Raw genomic sequence first — 22,972 nt, 5'->3', positions numbered from 1 at the left:
AAAAAAAAGCACCAAGAAGAGGTGAATTGAATTTGGATAGCCTAGAGCGAACGAGTGGCTTAGTGTGTGTAGCGGTCATAAAAGAGTTCTTGAGTAGGTTTTTAAGTGAGCTATACAAGTTTAGCTTAGCGTGGAGATTTTGCGTCTGAATCTAATGCTGTGGGGCAACACGATGGATTTTTCACTAATGCAGTGAGTAAGGGGAGTCGTTTGTGATTTCATTTGTTTTAAAATCAGGATCTGTAGGGTACAATCCGGCGGCTAGAAAAATTACAAGCTTATGACGGTTTAGGACTTTGCTCTGAAAAATTAAGCCGGCGGCGGTAAGCGATTAAGAATAAACATAGTAAGAAATAACCGGGAATCAGGAATCAAGGTATGCTTCAAGACATTCGTAATAATTCACAAGGCACTGTCGCAAAGATTATTGTTGGCGTCATTGTGGTGGTTTTTGCTCTTTTTGGTGCAGAGTCTATTGTCGGAGGTTTGAGTGGTGAACCTGAAGTAGCGACGGTGAATGGTGAAGGGATTACTGAGCGTAACTTCCTAAGGGCAGTTGAAGGTAAGCGTCGCCAGATTCTTGCGCAGATGGGAGAAAGGGCAGACCCGGATCTTATCGAAGAGTCTTTGTTAAAGTCTTCAGTTTTAGAAGGCCTGATCAACGAAAAGATCTTGGTATTGGACGCAGAAGGTAAAGATTTATATATCTCAGACGAGGCTGTTGAAAACTACATTCGTAATATTGACCAATTCAAGGTCGATGGAAAGTTCAGCAATGAACGAATGCAGATGATTTTGCGTAATGCTGCGTTAACTTTGAAATCATATAAAGAGTCCTTGAAATCCCAGTTTGTTATTGACCAGGCGCGTTCAGGCTTGATCGCTTCAGCATTTGTTGTCGGTAACGAGAGAGATGAGATTGTTGCATTGGATCGTCAAACAAGAGACTTTGGTCTGGCTACAGTTTTCAAAAGTGATTATATAGAGTCAATCGCGGTAAGTGACGAAGATGTCGCGACTTATTATGAAGAGCATAAAGATGCGTATAAGAAAGCGCGTAATGTTGATGTCTCTTATTTAACGATTGATCGCGCGTCTCTTGCCGAATCAATTGAGGTGGATGAAGAGCGAATCATGGTAATGTACGAAACTGAGAAAGCAGAATTCGTAGGTGAAGAAGAACGAACGGCTGCTCATATATTGATTAAAATTGATGACGATACGACTGAAGTGCAGGCACTGGATAAAATCAAAGCAGTAGAAGCTAGGTTGTTAGCAGGTGAAGCGTTCGATTCATTGGCTAAAGAGTTGTCAGAAGATGAAGGTTCTGCGTCTGCTGGAGGTGATTTGGGTCGTTCTGGTAAAGGCGTGTATGTTGCGGATTTTGAGAACGCTTTGTTTGCGCTTGCCGCTGGAGAAGTATCCGCTCCGGTTAAGACCGAATTTGGTTATCACTTGATTAAGCTTGAGTCGATTGAAACAAATGAAATTCCGGCATTTGAAGAAATGCGTGCTGGTCTTGAAGAGCGTTATCGTAAGGAAGAAGCTGACCAGTTATATGCGGAGCTGGCCGAAAATGTTGCAGATATTACTTACTCTTCTCCTGATCTGGCAGAGGCAGCTGATGAGCTGTCTCTTGAAGTGAGGCAGTTGGCTGGGGTTTCTAGCGATACTGTGAATGAAATTTTCGCAAGCCCGAGAGTACAAAAGGTGCTGTTTTCGGATGAGCTGGTTACTGAGCAAAATAACAGTGAGTTGATTGAATTTGCGGAAGGTCGCTCTGTTGTGTTTAGAGTTGATGCTTTGCATGAGCCTAGCATTTTGCCGCTTGAATCTGTAAAAGAGCAGGTGCGTGACGAAATTAAAGTAAGTAAGTCAGCAGAGTTTGCGGCATCGGTTGGAGAGGCTTATCGTTCAAGAATCGCAGCGGGTGAGGATGCTGTTGCTGTCGCTCAAGAAATGGGCGTGAATTGGAAGCAGCATAACGGTGTTCGACGGGATGATGTGATGTTGAACCGTGAAGTTGTTACCAAGCTGTTTACCTTAGCTAAGCAAGAACAGTTTGCAGATAATATTGTTGGGTTCGAAATTATGGGTGGAGATTACGCGGTGATCGTACTTAATGAGGTTCACCAGGGTAGTGCTGAAAGTGCGACGTCCATGGAGCTGTTCTCAATATCCAATATGCTTGGCTCCAGCATCGGAGCAGTTGATTATCGGAATTACCAGGAAATGGCGGTCAGTGCCGCCGAGATAGAAAAATTCTAAATCTAAAAGAGGCGTGAAGCCTCTTTTTTTCTGTCTGGCATCGGTGAAACAATGTTGGGCGCAATTAAGGCCTTTCTAAGAGAATGAGCATTATCATTGGTGTTCCGGTTAGTCTCAGCATATTTTGAGCACTGGTTATCTTTCCCTTTCAAGTAATTAATGTATCTTTACGTAATAATTTTTTCGGCATAGAAAGCGGAAAAACTTAACGGAAACCTAAGGCAAATGGAAATATGGTTCTTGTAACAACAGCATCAATACTTCTTTTGAATCTGGTGCATCAATTTAAAGATATCGAACCTCAGCCGAATGGGATCGTGCATTATACTGTCGCCCTAAATGAGGGTGAATCGTTTGTTCGAGAAAGAGCTGTTGTCGAACCTTTATCTAGCGTTTTATACCGTAATATTGTTAGGCAGGCGTATGACTATAGCTGTGGATCTGCAGCATTAACGACTGTATTGCAGCATTATCTTGGGCGCAACTTTCAAGAACGCCAGGTGATGGAAGGTTTGCTTCACTACGGTGAAAATGAGCGAATCGTTGAGCGTCGAGGCTTTTCAATGCTGGATATGAAGCGTTTGGTAACCGCGCTGGGCTTTCCGGCTGGGGGCTTCAAGGCTGAGTTAAAGGATTTGATTGAGCTGGATCATCCAGCTATCGTGCCAATACATTACGCAGGCTTTAAGCATTTCGTGGTTGTTAAGACAATCAAGGATGGGCGTGTTTTTATTGCTGACCCTTCCAAAGGAAATATAACCTTTACTCTCGAACGCTTTAAAGAAAAGTGGGATCAAAATGTATTGTTCGTTATCTTTCCAGGGAATACAAAACCAATTGATGGGCTTGAGTTAAGAGAAGAAGACTTACGCTTTATTGATGATCAGACATTGTCTTTGCAGGCTTTTGATTATACTCCGGACTACAAAGATAATTTGCGGTATTTATTGAATAACGAGATAGAGCGCCGTAAAAACCAGACAGATGAGTTTGGGAATACTACTTTCGATAATGGTACGAAGTTTTTACATTATCGTCGAAACTAGTTTTTGAATAAGTATATGTCGTGTAAGAAATGTGAGCAGCATTGCTCGTATTAGGAAAGTGGTTAGTTGTTACTGCGTGTAAGAGTCACTGACACAAACTATAAAGATAGAAGGAATAGGTAATGAACTCTTGGGTCATTAGATGCGTGCTACTGGCATCAACCGTGCTGTTTGTTTCGGATATTAGTGCTGAAGAAAGTAATGTTGATAAGGCGCGAGATGCCTTAGCCAGACAGTCAGATGATGAGGACTCTACCAAGCAATTGGAAGAGGTTTTCCAGGCGGCTGAGAAAAACTATTCCTTGCTCAAAGCGGGTGGAAAGTCTTTAAGCTATTCTCTGGATTACTCTTATATCTCTGATTCGAGAATTGCCTTGGATGTTCAGAATGGCGTGGTTAGAAATCTGGACGTAAACCCCTCTGGAACACATTCCTTTACAAACTCCTTTAGCTTTGACTACGGAGTTCTGAATAACCTTACTCTAAATGCCCGGATACCTTTATCTTCACGCTACGATACTCAGAACTCACTATCTGCAACGGAGTGGGGGGATGTGAGTTTCGGTTTGCGTTGGCAGCCTTTTGCTTATGTACCAGGTAAGGCGACAGTCACCCTAAGTACTACCTTAAGTACTAAAACAGGTGTCAGTCCTTATGAAATTAACCCTAATGAGCGCTTGTCTACGGGTAGTGGTACTTACTCTGTTTCAACGGGTTTAAGTGTATCGAAGGTATTGGACCCAGTTGTATTGTTTGGCTCGCTGAGTTCCAGCTACTCCTTTGAGCAAAGTGGTTTGAACCAACCTCGAGGCGGGAATCTCCTCAAGACTGTTCACCAAGGGCAGAGCTATTCTTTCTCAGGGGGCTTTTCTTACTCTCTTTCTTATGACACCTCTTTAAGTATATCGACCCAGGTTGGTTATAGTACTGAAACTAAATTAACTTTCGTTGGTTCGGGGACGGCAGTTTCGCCTGACTCGGTGAGTGGTTCGATGAACTTCTCACTGGGTATTCGTGTTGACCCTAAGACGATTACAAACGTTAGCTTTGGCTTTGGGCTTACTGAAGATGCGTCTGACTTAAGTATGGGGATCTCTTATCCAATTAATATAGGTGCTTTCAACTGGTAATCATGTGTCAGGAGTAAGGTGATGACTGCTTTGCTCTCGAGCGCACTTGTTTAATCTTTAGAATAGTAATGGGAAAAGGAATTAATTGGTGAAATCATTGCATTGGAAAGTAAAGAAACTGCTGGTGGTCGTATTGATTGCTACGTTTGCTTTCCCTCCCCAAGTTGTAGCTCAGCTAGCGAACGGCATTACGATTGATACTAAGGCTCTTTCCTTGGGTAATGCGATGCAGGCTGACGTAAATCCTGGTGTTTCAGCGGTTTACCATAACCCCGCTCAGCTTACCCGACTCAAAGAGCGTCACTTTGAGGTTGATCAGTTATTAATTGGTTTGGATCTTGATGCCGTATTTACTGCCCCTGATGACTATCAGTTGTTTGGTTTAGATGGTACAGGCTTTAATACCTATGACCCTACCGTACCGAGAGACCCTGTAGTAGGAGGCGATGGTCGAGGTAAGAGCCATACTAACAGGCTTTCTTTATATCTACCTGGCTTTGGTTTGCAGCAATGGGTGTGGAATGGCCCAACGATACTACCTCCGCAGATTGGCTTTTCGGTAAACCCTCCTGGTTCAAAGTTTACTTTTGCAAATAAAAATTATATCCACTCCGCTTTAGCTTTGTACAAAGAGCTGGAAGACCCTGGTCGATTTTTGGGTAAAGAAGCAGCAATTCAGCGTTTTACTTACTTTTCTCCGGCTGTTGGGTACGAGATTAATGATGAATGGTCTGTTGGCATGGGCATTCAGTTTAGTCATCAAGGATTCTATATAGCGCAGCATAACCGTGCACCTAACTTGTTGATTGCGGTTGTTGAAATACTTCAGGATGCATTTGCTTGTGAGTTCGATAAGCCTATCGGTCAGCGTCGAGACCCTCTGCAGCCTTTCTTATCTATGTGCCAAGGAAATATTGGGCCATGGGACGATATCGGGCGTATCGATATGGATATGCAGCAAACCTTGTCGCCAACATATAATCTTGGTGTGTTGTGGGAGCCGACAGATTGGTTCTCGTGGGGAGCAACCTATTACAGCGAAGCAGATATGGAGCTTAAAGGTACGTTCTTCATGGACTATACCGATGAGTGGACAGCTTTCTGGAACGGTTTTAACGCGTCAATCATTGGTGCGATTACCGCTGCAATACTGGGCCTCCCAAGAGGTGTTCCCTATGAATCCGGGAATGTGAACCTCGACTTGAAAATCCCTCAGATGTTTAAGACGGGTATGAGAGTTCGCCTTACTCCTGATTATACCCTCAATGTGGATGCGACATGGACTGATTGGAGTCAGTGGGAAGAATGGACTTTTTACTTTGATAGAACTCTGGAAATGCTAACAACAGCTCGACTATTGTCGGGGTTGGTCACAGGTCGTTCTCTGACTTTGCCTATTGGCTTACGTGATACCTGGCACTTTGGTTTCGGTTTAACTAAGCATGTTAATTCTCGTCTGGATGTCAGGTTTGGGTTAGAGTTACGAACTTCACCAGCCGAGCGTGATGTTTTTGGTCCGCTTCCCGTTGGTGATATGAAAATGTGGGGTACCGGGTTTGGCTACAAGTGGGATAAACGAACCGATATCAGTGCAAGCATATTCTATATGCAGTCTGATGATTACATTCCTTCTAATACAAGTTGTAATTTGAACTGTACGAATTTGACTAACGTAATTTATAACCCCTATGCGGGCTTGAATGTGAAGTTTACATCTCGAGTATTTGGAATGGGTATTTCTTTTAACCGAAAATTCTAGGTCTATATGAAGCTGAACTATTCGAGATCGACTGTAGTATTGCTTGTAGCTTTGTGTGTCTTTTCTTTGGAAGCTCTTGCTGAACGCTATAGTGTTGAACAAGATAGCTTTGGTGGATATTCCGCAAAGAAGGTAGATGATGCTCAGCAAGCCGATGTGCCTGTCATCGACTCACAGCCAGAACCTGAAGAGCCTCAGCAGCAAGCAAAGTTAGAGCTGCCTCCTGAACCACCTGTTAGTCCAAAATCCCAGAACGTAACCGACAATGAATATCTTGGTGATGTTGGTGATTCCTTAAGTCCTTTTGAAAAAGAATATATTGAAACCGAAAGATTAGAGCGCTCTAAGGTTCTTGGCGCTATTCGTAGGGCGCCACCACTTAACGATTTCGATGCAACGCGCGTTAACTCTGAGGAATTTGTGGATGGTGATAAGCTATTAATCGACGGTGGGCGACCGAGTAGTGAAGGTTCTCGCTACTATACAGTAGTCGATGCTGATGGAACGGTTCGCAATATTGATTATGACGCTGATGCTGTCCAGGCTGCTCTCGAAAAAGAAAGAGAGAAAAAAATCGAATTTACGGAAGCAAGTGTTTTGGAGAAGTCCGCAGCCAGTGCCGACCTTCCTGAAAGCGCTGACCCTTTTGCCGCGGCTTTGTTTGCTAAAAACTTTACTTCTGATGACTACTTTGATGGTTTCTCAAGTACTTGCTGCCAAACACTACCAAATGTTGACTTTATCGAACTTGAATTAGGTAAAGCTCACTACTATGAAATGAACGAAGATCAGCTACCTTATCGGTTTTCAGGTGGCGATAGTCGTTTTTTGTTGTTGAGCTTACCGCAAACCAAAGAAAAGCAAGCTTTAAGCATAAGAAGCTTTGTACGGCGTCATAAACGTTTTGGCATTGATAATGGTGTATTCTTTCCTCAGTTAGTTACTTTGGATAGCGATAAGCAGCCACTGCGTATATTTACGGGCCCCTTATTAAAGTATCATTCTGAAACTTGGCTCGCTCATGGTTATTTAGAGGGCTTTTTTCAGCTTGACTCTACTAAGGATGGTGGTGAACGATTTCTATTGGTTAACACTACCAGAGATATTCTTGGGCAAACATCCAGTATTGAAAGTGACGAAGAGCTTATTTCTATTGAGCATATGGAAATAGGTACTCTGGAGCTAAAATTGTTAGTTGAAGATAATTAGCTAGTTTCTCCTTGCGGCTTTATTCTTAGGTAAGTTGCTAATTACATGAGTAAATATAAATAAAATCATTGATAGCGGTTGATCATTTTTCTGTATGGCGTATAATGCGCCGCATCTGGGCCAGTGTGATGAAATTGGTAGACATGAGGGATTCAAAATCCCTTGTCCTTCGGGACGTGGCGGTTCGAGTCCGCCCACTGGTACCAATCCTTTCTTAGTTATCAAAAGTCGATCTAACTTAACAAGTTTTCCCAAGTTAAAACAAATATTCAGCCTTTATTCTCCAAATACGGCCGCCAGGTAGGGTTTTATTTACTTAATAGAACAAACTGCTTTAGGTTGTGTTATATCTTAATTTAAGTGCTTAGGAGATCACAGTGCATATTTCTAGAATTATTCTTCTGCTTTTAATGTCACTCTCTCTTTTAGCCTGCTCAAGTAGTCCGTTCATGGATGACTACCTTAGCTCGATAGAGTCTAGGGAGTCGTATGTATTTTTTGAACACTCAGATTTTGGAATAAAGAGCAATCAGCAGGTGCCGCTAAGTCAAGAGTTCGATCGTTGTACTGAATCTGTAATGGGTGGGATTTCTTTAGGGCTAGGTGAACAAACTGTTTCCAATATATCCGTGCTTGAGCGAGTCAATCAGGATTATCATGCTTTTTTACTTGAACTCGTAATGTCGAAAGGTGCGGGTGATAATGGTGCTTTTAGCGCTTTATATAACAATACTATCACTACCCAATCGGAGAATGGGGAGCTTAAGCGACATGCCTTTGCTTATACAGAAGGGCTTGAGCAGCCACTAAAGAAATTAACCAGGCTTATCCTAAGACGTAATCAATGTTTGGCGCGCTCTGGATGGATTTATAAGAAAGTAGCGCCGTAGTCGGTATTACCTTTGGTTTTTTCAATATCCCCCAATAAATGTCCATATTTTTTGTAATAGAGCTTTATCCAAAAAGGTGATAGCACGGTAGTGTAGGCGATGACCATGATTAAGGCTGTATAGACCTCATTTGTAAAAATATTTGCAGAAGCACCTAGGCCTGCGAATATCAGGCCAACCTCGCCACGTGGCACCATGCTCATTCCTATGACGATACGTTTGGCTAGAGGTTCGCTAATAAGTAGGGCTCCGGCGAACTTTGTGCATATAGCCAAGACAAGTAATATTAAAGAAAACTCCCACAAGAATGATGAAGACCAATCGACCGAGCGTAGATCCATCGAAAGACCGACGGATACAAAGAATATTGGTGTGAATAGTTGAACGATGGGTTTTATCTGTACTTCCACTTTGTGAGAGAACTTGGGTGAACTATGTAGCGCTATGCCGAAAGGTAAAAAGAAGCGGCGCGATAAAGCTAGTCCGGCGGCAAAGCCTCCGAGTAATTCCGGGGCTCCAAATAAATGAGCGAGCCAGGCAAAGAACAATACTAATGCGACAATAGTGGTTGGAATTAATCCTGGGTCGTTAATTCTTTTATCTAATATTTGGATAATTCGAGAAAACAGCTTGGCGAGAATTGGAGCCAAGCAGAAAAATATCGCGACAAATAAGAAAACTCTACCGGCGCTCATAAGGTCGATATTGCCGTTGACTGAGAAGTCATAGAGTAGGGCAAGAAGTATTACGCCGAGAATATCATCGAGTACGGCGGCGCCCAATGTTACCTGTCCTTCGTCGCTTTGGTGTCGGTTAAGATCTGAAAGTGTTCGAATGGTGATGCCAATGCTGGTGGCGGTTAAGGTTCCGCCGATAAACAGTGATACAAGTAGTGATAGTTCAAAGTACCAGTAACTTGCCGCAAAGCCACCAAGAAAGGGCGCGATAAAGCCTCCTAGCGCCACGACAGTAGACTTTTGCCTGAGGATACAAGCTTCCCTAGGTCAGTCTCCAATCCTACGTCAAACAGCAATAGAATGACGCCAATTTCGCCCAGAAAAATATAATCTCGTTGACCTCTACCCATGCGAATAAGCTCGGGCCAATCAAAATGCCAGCGCAGAGTTCGCCAATAACACTCGGTGCGCCAAAATAGCGAGAAATATCGCCAAGCACCCTGGCGACAACAAGAATGATAAGGATGTCGAGTAAGACGTCAGCAATTTCCAAATGCGCACTCCCGGCTTTTTGGCTTTGAAGTCGGGCTGGTATTGAGTTTGGACGTGCTTAGTATGACTTGAGTTTGGGAAGAGGGGGTTGAGCTAGCTCAATTAGTGATGAGGTTTAAGGGCAAAAAAAACCTCCGGGTGTTAGGCCGGAGGCTTTTAGTTTCCTTACATTTTATTCGGCGTCGACTATCAGGTCACTATCCCCAACAGTGATTTCTTCACCGTCATTTAATACGAAAGATGCTGCTTGTGTAACAAACTCTGCAAAAGCAGGTGCCTCAGCAGAGGAAGCTGCCGCTGCAGGGGTCGTGTGTAGAGCACCACTGTCACTCTCAAAACGAATGAAGTTAATGCTTGCTTCATCAGTTGAGTCTCCAATGCTTACAGCACCGGAAGCAGTTTGCAGTGGACTTGTCCCTGCTAGAGGAGCCGCTGTACCTTCACCAAGCGAGATGCCGGCGTATGGGTTTGCGTTGCAGCCGATATTCGCTGGTTGTACAACGTCAACAGCGGGAGATGCATTATTTGGAATAAATACATCGCCAACCACTTCGCTAAATAAGGCTTTGGTTGTAGAAGTGGTGCTACTCAAGTTGCCTACAAAGTTAATTGGATCAAAAGAGTCAAATGACGCTTGAAGAACGTTAAGGAAGGTCTCAAGGTCTGCATCGCCTCTTTGTAAACCAGCAGCAGATTGCAATGCTAGCAGTATACCCGGCGCAAATACTGGGGAATTCTCTGCTAGTCGTGCAATGTTGCCACCTGGCGTTAAAAAGTTTGCAGACACAATGTTATCTTCAGTTCTACTGGTTTGGTTCGCGATTTCGACAAATGGAATGCCGTTAAAGGTACCTAAAGAGTGAGCAATAAAGTGAACATCGTCTCCGTTTAAGTCAAAGCCATCACCTTCTGGCCCGTTATCATCTATTCCATCGATATCCATGGTTGGAATAGACAGACGCAGAGTCATTAAGTCAGACATGTGCTGTCTAAAGTTATCACGGCTAGTTAGGAAGCTAAGTGGGTTAATCGTGAATGCACCAGAACCCGTGTTGGAGCAATCGATAGGGTCTGATGAGGAGCTGCCCACGGTGCCGTCAGCGAAATCCATCGGTACAACGTTGGTAACACCGCCGCCAAAGCCAAAGTGACGCTCATCGGCAGAACCTTGTCCTAGACCAGGGATCTGGCTAGCACCGTTTTCAATAGTATTCTGCATTAAGCCAAGACCTTGTGCCGCAAGCTGTAAGCTTTGGAGGCTTGAAGCTGCTGCTTCTAGGGCTGTAAGGTTTTGAACAGTCGCATCAAGCGTTGGATTTCCGCTTGCATCGCCTAATGCGGCCGTGATTGTGCCATTGATGGTTGCATCTTCAGTGCCGTCAATGCCATCGGTGATATCGATTAATGTACCGTTTAACTGAGCAGCTACGACATTGTAGGTAAGATCTCCGCTTAGTGCAGCAGAAATATAGCCAGCTTCGGTCCCGTCGATTCCGTCGGTGATATCAATCAGTGAGCCGTGCAATTGTCCGGTTACAACTGTTTCAGCGATGGTTCCCGCAAAAGTTTCAGTAATCAGGTCAGCTTCAGCGGCGCTAATACCGTCACTCGCATCAATAACTGTCGCTGAGTCTAATGATGTTGTCACGAATGTGGTGGCAAGAGTGCCATCAACTAAAGCTTGATTATTGGTATCGCCAGGAGCTAATGACTCTGGGAAACCAGCTAGCTGACCACCAGCAAGGAATTGTGCTGCGTATGCCAGGCGGCCTTCTTCAGAAATCGCATCAATACCATGAAGTGGTTGATCAATCGCGAGTACCGCAACGGTTCCACCGCTGTTCGCAACAATGGCGCTACCGAGTGCTAGGGCAACACTTCGATCAGTTGTAATACCATGCTGGTAAATAACAGTTTTATAACCATCTGCCGGCATATTCGAGTCATCTGCCGGGAAGATTGCTAATACCGGTATTTCTTCTGTAGAGTTCTTTGCTGGGAACGGAAACAAATGATTCACAACATTTGATGTCGTCGCTTGTGGCAGAGCTGCGCCAAGTGCCTCTAGGTTAAAAGCAGTATTTATTTGAGTGGCTAAGGTTGAATCTGCTTTCCACCATTCGCCTACAAGTCTCGCTTCGGTTCCATCGCTTACGCCTCGTGTATCAGGTACACCTGAATAGTAAGGAATCGTCAAGGAGCCTTCAGAAATGTTTACGGCACCTACTGGAGCGATTGCATCGGTAATAAATGCTGATACTGTTCTTAGGTCTCGCGGTGTGTCGAAAGCTACGCTATCATCGGCTGCGGGCTCAGGAAAAGACATTCCACCTGCTTTTGCTGCAGTGATCATACCGGTACCGGCGCATGCAAAGCGTGCATCGCCAGCAGGATAGGTATCACACCCTGCTAAAGCTGGATTGAAGCTCTCTGCGGTCCAGTTGCTGATTGCTGTATCAACAGCGCCTTTAATGGTTGCATAATCTTCTGCGCCGGCATCAACTGCCGCTTTTGCTGCGCCAGTTGTCACAAGAGTCTTAACCGTATTCGTTGCCCACTCGGTAGGGTCTACCATATAGTCGACAACTTTTGTGTCATTAGAAGTGGTAAAGCCACTTGTAAAAACAATGTTGTCTTCAGTTAATTGCTGATCATCTGGGCGTGCCGCATTGGTTAGGTTGCCTAAATAGCTCGCGGTAACCTTTTCCCAGAAATCAATTTGAGCTTGCACATCGTCAAGGAGAGGGTTGGCGGGTTCTCGATTTTCATCAGCGAGGGCAGCATAGTTGGCTATACCAGGGTGTTTGATCAAAGACTTTCCTTCGGTATCTTTGATTTCATCGGTCAGTGCAACAATGTAGCGCTTGTTAGGGTTTAAAGGCTCTAAAGGTTGGATTCGTATGTAACTTGTTTCTACTCGTTCGCCGCCAACGACTTTGTCTCGGGTAATGACTTCAGCGCTATACTTAGGTGAAGCCGCTATTCCTAGAAGTTCTCCTGCTGCCGATAAATCTCCACCACTGGCTTGTGCTGCTGTAATGGCGTCAGTAACTGTAGGGGATTCTTCGTTGACTAGTCCTTTAAGAGGGTCGCCACCAGCATATTCTAGTTCTAACAGAAATACGCTTTGGGCAGGGTTAGGAACAGGAGCGCCTCCAACATTAATAAAGCTTTCTGCGATAACCGTATCTGTGTTTATCGTATCTGTTATGTCGGACCCTGCTATGCCTTGGCCAATTTCGATATCGATTGGGGCTGTTAAGGATGCGCCACTAAGATACTCAAGTGCGACTTCAGGTGGTGTTTCTGTGCCTGCAGCAATTTTCTCGGCTAGACCAGGGATAGCATAGGAACCGTCGGGATCCGTTGTTTGTAGTAAAAGGTCATTTGGCTTAGGAAACTCTCCGGTAGCAGGGTTAAATACTGGGTAGAGGTTATTTTCGTTCTGCTCAATATTCGCCTGTTGCTCAGATGACGGAGGGGTCGTCTGTGAGTTTTCGTTATCTCTTTCTTTCGGGTTGTTTTCTGGATCAGTAGTGTCCAGACAGCCTGTTAATGATAATGCTGACGCAATCGCGACACTTAATAAGGTTTTTTTATACATGGATAAGACCTTTCCTAAACGTTGTCTCAAATAAGTAGTGGCTAGATGGTGGATGCTTGCTTGGTTTTATCTGTTTAAATTCAGCAACACACACCACCAGGCCTAAAAATTTTGACCTAGATTAAACGTAGACACGAAAAAGCAATTTGTCTAATTTTTTAGCGCAAAGAATTAGATGCACTTGCTTAGTAGCTGTAACGAATTTAACCGTCGTTTAAGCTTTGTAGGTGTGACTACAAACTCATCTTCAATCAGAGTACAATTCAGTACCCCAATAATTGATCGCTCAGAAGATGAGTGGGTGATCAGCCATGTATTAATTGATAAACACAACATGGGCCTGGCCAAAAGCTTAAGAGCCTCAGCAGTTTATTAATTAAAGAAAAACGTTAGAGAGTGACTATGACCACAATTCGTCAAGCAGATTTAATTGATAGCGTTGCAGATGCCCTGCAGTTTATCTCCTACTATCACCCAAAAGACTTTATTGATGCCGTCCATGAAGCGTATTTAAAAGAAGAGTCCCAAGCTGCTAAAGATGCAATGGCACAAATACTCATCAATTCACGTATGTGTGCAGAAGGTAAGCGACCAATTTGTCAGGATACCGGTATCGTGACTGTATTCGTTAAAGTCGGTATGGATGTGCAGTGGGATGCTGAATTAAGCCTGACTGATATGATAAATGAAGGTGTACGTCGTGCTTACACTCATCCAGATAACGTCTTACGTGCTTCAATCCTAGATGACCCTGCCGGCGCTCGTAAGAATACTAAAGACAATACACCTGCTGTGATCCACTATGAGATTGTCGAAGGCAACACTGTCGACGTCCAAGTTGCTGCAAAAGGCGGTGGTTCCGAGAATAAGTCAAAAATGGCGATGTTGAACCCTAGTGACAGTATTGTTGACTGGGTTCTGAAAACGGTTCCTACGATGGGCGCTGGCTGGTGCCCGCCAGGCATGTTGGGTATAGGCATCGGTGGTACAGCTGAAAAAGCTGCCGTGATGGCGAAAGAAGCTTTGATGGAGCCGATTGATATTCATGAGCTTCGTAAGCGTGGCCCTCAAAATCGTGTTGAAGAGTTACGTTTAGAGATTATGGATAAGGTCAACGACCTGGGTATCGGTGCTCAAGGCCTTGGTGGCTTAACAACGGTTATGGACGTAAAAATTAACGACTATCCAACGCATGCTGCATCATTGCCTGTCGTAATGATTCCAAACTGTGCTGCCACACGTCATGCTCACTTTGTGTTAGATGGCTCCGGCCCGGCATTGCAAACACCTCCAAGTCTTGAAGACTGGCCTGAGATTACTTGGGAAGCTGGCGACAGTGCTAAGCGCATTGATTTGAATAACGTGACTAAAGAAGACGTCGCCGACCTTAAGCCGGGCGATACGGTTTTGCTTTCAGGTAAAATGCTGACTGGCCGCGATGCAGCTCATAAGAAAATGACTGAGATGCTAGCCAATGGTGAAGAGCTGCCAGTAGATTTGAAAGGCCGCTTTATATACTACGTTGGGCCTGTTGATCCGGTTCGTGAGGAAGTTGTTGGCCCTGCTGGCCCGACTACGGCAACACGTATGGATAAATTTACACATACCATTCTTAAAGAAACTGGCCTGATGGGCATGATCGGTAAAGCCGAGCGTGGCCAGGTGGCGATTGATGCGATTAAAGAATACGGATCAGTATACTTGATGGCAGTGGGTGGCGCGGCTTACTTGGTGTCAAAAGCAATCAAGAATGCTGAAGTGGTTGCCTTCCCTGAACTAGGTATGGAAGCTATTTATGAATTTGATGTGGTTGACATGCCAGTATCAGTTGCCGTTGATAGTCAGGGTATTTCAGTTCACCAGACTGCGCCAAAAGAATGGCAGGCGAAGATCATTGCGGCAAAGTCTGAATAAGAGATAAGCTTGAATTATCTCAGACCTATCTATAATAAAGAGAGTCTTCGTGGCTCTCTTTTTTATTTTGAGCGCCTATGTCTGAATACAAATTAGTCCTTAAACGATTGTGGAAGCAGTAAAATATTATGGAACAAACCTATCGTCTTGTCGTTTCTTGCCCTGACCGTACTGGTATAGTCGCAAAAGTCAGTAACTTTCTGGCAACTTATAATGGTTGGATCACTGAAGCGAGTTACCATGCCGACCAGAAGAACGGCTGGTTTTTTATGCGCAATGAGATCAAGGCGAGTTCGATTCCTTTTGATCTGGAAAACTTCAAAACAGTGTTTGAACCCATTGCCAAAGAGTTTTCCATGTCATGGAGTATTAGCGATTCTAATACTAAGAAACGCGTCGTGTTGATGGCTTCAAAGGAATCCCATTGTTTAGCGGATCTACTACATCGCTGGCACAGCAATGAGCTGGATGCGGAAATTGTGGCAGTGATATCCAATCACGATGATTTACGCCGTATGGTTGAATGGCACGATATTCCTTATCACCATGTGCCGGTAGACCCACAAAACAAACAAGCTGCTTTCGACCAGGTTAGTAGCTTGGTGGATGAATACCAGACCGACTTGGTGGTACTTGCTCGCTATATGCAGATTTTACCTGCTGACCTGTGTGAGACATATGCAGGACGCGTGATCAATATTCATCATAGCTTCTTACCTTCATTTGCTGGGGCAAAGCCTTACCATCAAGCTTATGACAGAGGCGTGAAATTGATTGGTGCAACCTGTCACTATGTCACTCAAGATTTGGACGAAGGGCCTATTATCGACCAGGATGTGATTCGTATTAGTCACAGTAATACGATAGAAGATATGGTTCGCTTAGGTAAAGATGCCGAGAAGAATGTATTAGCACGAGGTTTGCGTTTGCACCTGGAAGAGAGGGTTATTATCCACGAAAATAAAACAGTGGTGTTTGGTTAAGGCAAGATTTGGGGGCAGAGTAAAAATAATAGTTTTTACTCTGACCCCAAAGTTTTAATCTCCGATAAAACCACCCGACTGTCGAGCCCAAAGTTGCGCATAAATACCGTTTTGGGCAAGTAGCTCTGTGTGGCTGCCTTGCTCGGCAATCTTGCCTTCGTCTAATACGATCAGTCTGTCTAGTGCGGCGATGGTAGATAAGCGATGAGCGATCGCAATGACTGTCTTGCCTTCCATTAAGGTATATAAACTTTGTTGAATCGCAGCTTCGACTTCCGAATCCAAAGCAGACGTGGCTTCATCCAGAACAAGTATTGGGGCGTTCTTCAATAAGACTCGGGCAATCGCAATACGCTGACGCTGACCGCCAGAAAGCTTCACGCCACGCTCGCCTACATGAGCGTCATAGCCCTGTCGTCCGTCCAGGTCACTTAGTTCTTGAATGAATTCGTGAGCATGGGCTTGTTTGGCTGCACGGATCAGATCATCGTCAGAGGCTTCGGGATTTCCATAAAGGATGTTATCGCGCACAGAGCGGTGAAGCAGGGAAGTATCTTGGGTCACCATGCCGATATGCTCGCGCAGGCTCTCTTGTTTAATGTCAGCAATAGCTTGCCCGTCAATTCTGATGTTGCCCGAAGAAAGGTCGTAGAATCTAAGTAAGAGGTTTACCAGAGTTGACTTTCCAGCACCTGAGCGGCCAACCAGACCAATTTTTTCGCCAGCTTTTATATGCAAATCAAGCTCGCTGATAACCGGACGGCCAGATTCGTATTCAAACGAAATCCTCTGAAAATCAATATTACCATCGCTTAGTTCAAGCGCTTTGGCATTGTCTGAGTCAAGCACGGCTCGTTCTTTTGAAAGTGTGCTGATACCGTCTTGTACTGAACCGATATTCTCGAACAGGCTGGACACTTCCCACATAATCCATTGGGACATGCCATTGAGCCTGAGTGCTAGCGCAATCGCAACAGCTATGGCTCCAGTCGAAATGGTTTCGTTTATCCAAAGCCAGATTGAAAGAGATGAGATCGAGAATAACAGGAGGGAATTCAATACCCATACTGTCACATTGAGCCGGGTGACCAAGCGCATTTGAGGGTGAACGGTTTCAAGGAAGTCGCCCATTGTTCGTTTTGCATACTCTGCTTCACGCTGGCTATGAGAGAAGAGTTTCACTGTTTCAATGTTGGTGTAGCTGTCTACCACAGCTCCGACCATGCTGGAGCGCGCATCTGCCTGACGAGTAGAAATATCACGAAGTTTAGGGATGAAGTAATAAAGGCTGGAGCCATAGCAAAGTAGCCAAATTAAAAGAGGAATGCTTAATCTGGCATCACTCGCTGTGACGACGCTAGTCATACCTATGAAATAAATACTGACGTAGAGCAGTACATCGAGCAGCTTCATTACGGTTTCGCGAACCGAAAGCGCAGTCTGCATCACTTTGGTTGCTATGCGGCCAGCGAACTCATCTTGGTAAAAAGAAAAGCTTTGACCAAGCAAGTACCGATGAGCTAACCATCTAATTCGCATTGGATAGTTGCCCAACAAGGCTTGGTGAATAACGGTTGAGTGAAGCAAAACAGTAAGAGGAATGACGAAAAGAATCACTGCACCTAGAGCAATAAGGGTATTCCCTTCATCTTGCCAAAGTGTTTGAGGTGTTTTGTTCGACAGCCAGTCTACCAGCTGTCCGAGGAAACCAAACAGCGTAACTTCCATGATGGAAATTAAGGCAGTGAGCCCGCCCATGATAAAAAGTAAGGGGAATATTCCTTGTGTATAGTACACACAAAAGTCGAATAAACCCTTCGGTGGTTGTTCCGGATGCTCGGGAGGAAACGGCTCTACCAGCTTTTCAAAAAACTTATACATAAATAGTGGTGTTGGATCGGTATATTTGTATATGAAAACCAATAACTTACTTTAATATTGAGGCCATTTCTTTTATCGAGGTACGGGTGAAAGCCTGAAAGTCGTTATCGAGTATGTGTCTGTGATAATGTCTGCTAATCTTAAAAATAGAACAATGTATCAATGTAAGTTTCACAGCCTCAAGTATACCGCTTTTTTCGAGATATGGCTTTGTATCAATGAAGAATGGAGTTCAATAGACAATGAGTGATCAAACTAGCGAGAGCCAATGCATCGACATGGACAAGCTAACAGAAACTTTTATGAACAATATGGATATTGTTAAGCAGGTATTGTCCTCTTTCAAAGGTAGCTTTGTGACGTTTGAAGAAGAGTTTCTAAATGCTCAGCAGCAGGGCGATACAGAGTTAATGTCACGCCTTGCTCACGGCTTGAAAGGCAGTGCCGGGAATATCAGAGCGTCATCTCTATCGGCGAAGGCTGCTGATCTTCAGCATAAAATAGATCTAGGTGAAGCTCCGGGTTTACTTGCGGAAGAGGTAATCTCTGGCTTAGCTGCTTTGATTTGTGAGATTGATGCTGTCACGACAGGGTAGGTCATTTTGAAAAACTTGCTAGATCAATGGAAGGACGCTGAAGCCTGGCTTTTAGCCTCACCAAAGCCCTCAATGAATCCCCTTATGTCTTTGCTTCGGGACGCCCTTCGAATTCTTTATGTTGTGATCCGTGATATCGCTACCGGGCAAATAACGCTTCACGCAATGAGTCTTGTTTATACGACGATTCTTTCGATTGTCCCTATGCTGGCCTTGAGCTTTTCAGTTTTGAAAGCTTTCAATGTACAAGACCGTTTTACCCCGATGCTCTATAGCTTCCTTGAACCGATGGGGGCTAAAGGCATCGAAATACATAATAGTGTTTTGTCCTTCGTCGATAATATGAAGGTTGGTGTACTGGGCTTTCTTGGTTTTATTATATTGTTCTATACGGTTATCTCCCTAATCCAGAAGATAGAAAAGGCATTTAATACGATTTGGTTCGCACCGGAATTGCGTTCCTTGGGGCAGCGTTTCAGTAACTACCTGATCGTTGTGCTGGTTGGTCCAGTCTTGGTGGTTGCTGCTATTAGTCTAACCGCGTCAACAATGAATTCCAGCCTGGTTCAAAGTATCGCTTCAATTGAACCCTTTGGCACGGTGATCTTAATGATGACCAAACTGATGCCTTTCTTTATGATTATTCTGACATTTACCATGTTTTATATTCTAATGCCAAATACTCGAGTTAACTTTAAAAGTGCTTTGGTGGGCGGTGTCGTGGGTGGAAGTGCGTGGCAGGCTTCAAGCATTCTCTTTACGGCCTTCGTCGTAAATTCGTCTAAGTACGATGCGATCTATTCCGGTTTTGCCGTCGGTATTTTGTTACTGATTTGGTTGTACGTAAACTGGCTAATTTTACTGCTAGGGTCGAGTATTGCGTTTTATCACCAGCATGAAAGCCATATCACAAAGGCGCAGGAGTTAGATCCTTCTCCGGAGGTCAGCGAAAAAGTTGGGCTCGATATTATGGTGAATATTGCACGTAGGTTTGAGTCAACAGAAAGTCCGGTTCTTCAAGTAGATATCGAACATCTACATACGATCCCAGCGGTTGCGAGCCGAAAAATTATCGATAAGTTGATTTCAGGCGGCCTACTTATTGTTGCGGGTGAAAAGGCCGATATGTTAGTGCCAGGCCATTCCACAGATCAGATTAGTGTAGCTCAAATATTACAGGCTTTGAGAGGGCATGAAAGTATGTGGAAATATAAGCATATCAAGCTTTCACCAGAAGTTAGCGACATCGCAGATAAACTTCATCAAGACATCAATAAACGTTTCGATAATGTTTTGTTACGAGACTTAATCAAGGCGAAACAAATCAATAGTTGAATGAAGCCTTGTTTGAACTATCTTTAGGGCTAGCGTGCGAAAGCGACAAAAGCAAAAGAGAAAATTGGGGTGTTTAACTTGCCGGGTTGTTCCGTCTAATAATAACAGGTATGACAGACGAGTAGAAAGCGGTTAAATCGGATAGGTTGTGTGAATAGCGAAGGATAATGAGCATGAAGCAAAAAACGTTACAACGAACTAAATTGGCTAGAGGTGTCGCATTGGCGGTGCTTCTTGGCGGAGCAACAAGTGCAGTGGCAGGGTATCAGGGGTATCAGCCGGGAGCGTTGAAGGTTTTAGGGAAAACAACACACCCAAATACCTTACTGGCTATAGGAAACAACCCAGCATCTGGCGAATCACTTATAAATGACGAAGAAAATTTTAGAATGGGTTATTTCAGCTCATTTGGTATAGATATTGAAGCGGGGCAGGTTGACAACTTTATTGATGAAGTCGATGAATTGTCTGACGCTCTTGATAATGAAGACTTAACGTTGGGTGAAGCACTTGATATCAAAGAAAAGTTTGATGACTTATTACCAAAGTTTGGTGAAGATGCGCGTTTAACGATTGGTCTGGGTTTACATGTTCCTTTCTTTCCAATGGCTTTGAGAACAGATTTCTTGGGCGGCGTGTTAGGTCTGGATGTTCATGCCTCGGGTTTGTTTGATGTTAGTTTTCTTGATGCCCCACTAGATATTCAGATTACCGGTAGTGATGTCGAGCTACTAACAGCGAGTGCACTTTATGTAAAAGGCGCTTCGTTGGTTACGGGTAGTCTATCGTACAGTGCTGAAGTATGGCAGCCGCCAGTGATGGATTCTAAGCTCTTTGCAGGGGTTCAGCTTAATGCTTATCACGCCACCATGAATAAACAAGTACTGGCATTGACTAACATCGCCGAAGATGACGATGCTGGTGATGCGATTCGTGACGAATTTGAAGAGAATACAGTTTCAACAACAGAGATGGGCGTTGATTTAGGTCTTCTTTGGGCTTTCCCTAATGGTCATGCTGGCCTGACTATCGCAAATATAAATGAGCCTGAGTTCAAGTATGGCGATATTGGTACAGACTGTGGCTCAATTACAGACCCAACAAGAAGGGCTAACTGTGAAGTTGCTCGCGACGTATTTTCTGGTGAAATCTCACTGCAAGAAACTGCTGTAATGGCTGCTCAAACAACCATTGAAGGCTCTCTCTATACTGAGGACAAGCAGTGGTTATTGACAGGCGCTTATGACTTAAACTCTGTGTATGACTTGGTAGGCCGAGAAAGCCAGATGATAAGCGGTTCTGCCACTTATTTCCCTAATAGTTATATTTTGCCGACAATTCGTTTAGGTATTAGTCAGAATTTAGTCGGTAGCGAGCTAACTATGGTTGGCTTTGGTACAACACTGTTTGGCATGATGAATATTGATTTAGCGGCGAGTTTGGATACAGTTGAACTTGATGGAACAAAAGCACCGAGACGCTTTGGCTTTAATATCGGCTTTGAAGAGAAATTTTAAGGAGAGGGCATATGAACCTTATTAAGAAACAAACGTTATTCACGATGACGAAGGGATTTTCACTCACTGCCCTAGCTGCAGCTGTTGCAATTAGCGCTGGTTGTAGTAACCCTGATGATCCTGATGGGGGTACAAGCCAGTCGAAACAAGCAGTTGAAGGTGCCGTTGTTGATGCCTACTTGGCGGGTGCTACAGTTTATTTGGATGGTAACGACAATGGCAAACGCGATGCTTGGGAAGCTTCAGCGATTACCGATAAAGATGGTTTTTTCTCAACAAGTAAAGATGGCTTAGTTGATTATTGTGCTAGTGATGCGACAAGCGCCCAGGCAAGGCATTGTTTATCAACTTCCGCAACGGGTACTGGAACGCTTCGCGCATACGGTGGCTTTGATATCTTTACCGGCGAGCCTTTCATTGGTGCCTTAGCGGCAAATGTTGATCTGTCGGGTGGTACGGTTCCAAATCAAAATATTACACCTTTAACCTCTATTATCGCTGAAGCAGGGGAGGATGCTGCTGATGTGTTAGATGAGTTAGGTATTACATCAGACGAAGCTAATAGTGACTTTTTGGGTGAGGGGGGCGTTGATGCATTTGATGCTGATTTGACCAATCAGGCCTTGAAGCTTCATAAAGTAGTCGCCTTGTTTGAAGATGTTTTCGATGAGCATTTTGATGCCTTTGGTGACCTAAGTAACTTCCCAAATAGCGCAAGTGTTCTAATTTATCAAGAATTGGCGGCGGTTATTGCAGCCGGTGACACACTTGATACGACTTCATTGAGAGCTGTTTTCAATAGTGTCAATGCTGCTGTGAGCGCTCTTTATACAGAGCTGGGTGATGAGGATGAAACCTTTCCTGGTAATGCTGCTGAAGGCAATGTAATTGCGGATGCAGTACAGATTCTTGGCTTAATTGATGATGCACTACCTGGCACCACCGCTGACTTGGACGAGGCGCGTTCTCGCATGGTGGGTGTAGAGTTAATAGTGACTAAGATGAATGAAGATGCCAGTGACTTGGCTGATGCGGTGGCAGAAGTTGAGAACCTTGCATCTAATTTATATACCGACTTGAGTGGTGGGGAAGATATTGACTTCAGCACCTTGCTTGACTTGGATTTTAGTTCTACTACTGATTTCAGTTCGGCTTCAATTGGCACAGGTGGTGATACTTATGAGGCGCTGGATGGTCGAGAGTTATTTATCGATTATAGTGATGGCGAAGAAGGTATCTCTGGAAAGGCTTTGTTCTTGTTTGACGCCGATGAAAGCGGCCAGGCAGGTACTGTAGACCTGTGTCTAGCCTACAATGATACCAGCAACGATAATGATGAAGACGATATCTACGAAACTTCGGGTACGCTGATTGATTTGGCTACTTGGTTTACCATTGATGATCGTCGATTGGTGTTAACGGTTGCTGGTTCGTTTGATCTGACTTTGATCAGTCGAGGTGAAGCTGATGGTGAAAACCTTTATAGCATGAGCTATGCAGGGGAAACCGCAAGTTGGTCAAGTCCAAATGGTCTGATTGATATAGAACAGAGCGTTAATGAACGCCCAACGGATGATGCAAGCTGTGAAGCGCTGTTGAATAGCTTGTAAG

16 protein-coding genes and 1 tRNA gene are annotated in these 22,972 nt (G+C 44.3%); 13 read left to right on the top strand and 4 right to left on the bottom strand.

All coding sequences use genetic code 11. The features are described from left to right. Window positions 1–378: 378 nt before the first annotated feature. The 7 genes from A3757_RS08555 to A3757_RS08525 all read left to right on the top strand — a co-directional run bounded on the left by A3757_RS08555 (window position 379) and on the right by A3757_RS08525 (window position 8,302). On the top strand, window positions 379–2,268 hold the full coding sequence (locus A3757_RS08555) for a SurA N-terminal domain-containing protein (protein ID WP_068514852.1): 1,890 nt from the start codon (window positions 379–381) through the stop codon (window positions 2,266–2,268). 233 nt (window positions 2,269–2,501) lie between these two features. Beyond that, window positions 2,502–3,314 (top strand): C39 family peptidase, encoded by an 813-nt coding sequence (locus A3757_RS08550; protein ID WP_068514855.1) that lies wholly within the window; start codon window positions 2,502–2,504, stop codon window positions 3,312–3,314. A 122-nt stretch (window positions 3,315–3,436) separates the two neighbouring features. After that, complete coding sequence (locus A3757_RS08545) at window positions 3,437–4,444, top strand: flagellar protein FilC (protein ID WP_068508299.1); 1,008 nt, start codon at window positions 3,437–3,439, stop codon at window positions 4,442–4,444. Between the two features lie 88 nt (window positions 4,445–4,532). Further along, window positions 4,533–6,203: an outer membrane protein transport protein gene (locus A3757_RS08540; protein WP_197469948.1), complete on the top strand. Its 1,671-nt coding sequence runs from the start codon at window positions 4,533–4,535 to the stop codon at window positions 6,201–6,203. A 6-nt stretch (window positions 6,204–6,209) separates the two neighbouring features. Then, a complete protein-coding gene (locus A3757_RS08535) occupies window positions 6,210–7,412 on the top strand; it encodes a MalM family protein (RefSeq protein ID WP_068514858.1) in 1,203 nt (400 codons plus the stop codon). Window positions 7,413–7,531: 119 nt separating this feature from the next. Next, window positions 7,532–7,618, top strand: a tRNA-Leu gene (locus A3757_RS08530). 171 nt (window positions 7,619–7,789) lie between these two features. Next, entirely contained in the window at window positions 7,790–8,302 is a 513-nt protein-coding gene (locus A3757_RS08525) for a hypothetical protein (RefSeq protein WP_156490751.1), read from the top strand. Here A3757_RS08525 and A3757_RS08520 read toward each other — a convergent pair. The 3 genes from A3757_RS08520 to A3757_RS08510 all read right to left on the bottom strand — a co-directional run bounded on the left by A3757_RS08520 (window position 8,281) and on the right by A3757_RS08510 (window position 13,135). Further along, window positions 8,281–9,291 (bottom strand): cation:proton antiporter, encoded by a 1,011-nt coding sequence (locus A3757_RS08520; protein WP_255374948.1) that lies wholly within the window; start codon window positions 9,289–9,291, stop codon window positions 8,281–8,283. The genes A3757_RS08525 and A3757_RS08520 overlap by 22 nt on opposite strands. A gap of 28 nt (window positions 9,292–9,319) precedes the next feature. Further along, window positions 9,320–9,532 carry a hypothetical protein gene (locus A3757_RS26625; protein WP_068514868.1) on the bottom strand — a complete coding sequence of 71 codons (213 nt, stop codon included), beginning with the start codon at window positions 9,530–9,532 and terminating at the stop codon, window positions 9,320–9,322. A 171-nt stretch (window positions 9,533–9,703) separates the two neighbouring features. After that, window positions 9,704–13,135, bottom strand: a complete 3,432-nt coding sequence (locus tag A3757_RS08510) for a hypothetical protein (protein WP_068514872.1) — start codon at window positions 13,133–13,135, stop codon at window positions 9,704–9,706. Window positions 13,136–13,537: 402 nt separating this feature from the next. On the opposite strand from A3757_RS08510, the gene A3757_RS08500 reads away from it, so the two are divergent. Together A3757_RS08500 and purU are read left to right on the top strand one after the other, a co-directional pair. After that, the gene (locus A3757_RS08500; protein ID WP_068514878.1) at window positions 13,538–15,049 is read left to right on the top strand and encodes a fumarate hydratase; all 1,512 of its coding nucleotides are present in this window, start codon (window positions 13,538–13,540) and stop codon (window positions 15,047–15,049) included. A 128-nt stretch (window positions 15,050–15,177) separates the two neighbouring features. After that, window positions 15,178–16,032, top strand: coding sequence for a formyltetrahydrofolate deformylase (gene purU, locus A3757_RS08495; protein ID WP_068514882.1), 855 nt, complete (start codon window positions 15,178–15,180; stop codon window positions 16,030–16,032). A 54-nt stretch (window positions 16,033–16,086) separates the two neighbouring features. Here purU and A3757_RS08490 read toward each other — a convergent pair whose 3' ends face one another. Further along, a complete protein-coding gene (locus A3757_RS08490) occupies window positions 16,087–17,913 on the bottom strand; it encodes an ABC transporter ATP-binding protein (RefSeq protein WP_068554968.1) in 1,827 nt (608 codons plus the stop codon). Between the two features lie 242 nt (window positions 17,914–18,155). On the opposite strand from A3757_RS08490, the gene A3757_RS08485 reads away from it, so the two are divergent. The 4 genes from A3757_RS08485 to A3757_RS08470 all read left to right on the top strand — a co-directional run bounded on the left by A3757_RS08485 (window position 18,156) and on the right by A3757_RS08470 (window position 22,971). Then, complete coding sequence (locus A3757_RS08485; RefSeq protein WP_068508113.1) at window positions 18,156–18,509, top strand: Hpt domain-containing protein; 354 nt, start codon at window positions 18,156–18,158, stop codon at window positions 18,507–18,509. Between the two features lie 6 nt (window positions 18,510–18,515). Beyond that, entirely contained in the window at window positions 18,516–19,844 is a 1,329-nt protein-coding gene (locus A3757_RS08480; RefSeq protein ID WP_156490750.1) for a YihY/virulence factor BrkB family protein, read from the top strand. A 173-nt stretch (window positions 19,845–20,017) separates the two neighbouring features. Then, on the top strand, window positions 20,018–21,361 hold the full coding sequence (gene traF / locus A3757_RS08475; protein ID WP_068554966.1) for a conjugal transfer protein TraF: 1,344 nt from the start codon (window positions 20,018–20,020) through the stop codon (window positions 21,359–21,361). 11 nt (window positions 21,362–21,372) lie between these two features. Then, on the top strand, window positions 21,373–22,971 hold the full coding sequence (locus tag A3757_RS08470; protein ID WP_068554965.1) for a hypothetical protein: 1,599 nt from the start codon (window positions 21,373–21,375) through the stop codon (window positions 22,969–22,971). Window position 22,972: the final 1 nt, after the last annotated feature.

The sequence above is a fragment of the Oleiphilus sp. HI0117 genome, from assembly GCF_001635235.1.
Note: the sequence above shows the minus strand (reverse complement) of the source record. Positions and strands in the feature narration are given on the sequence as shown.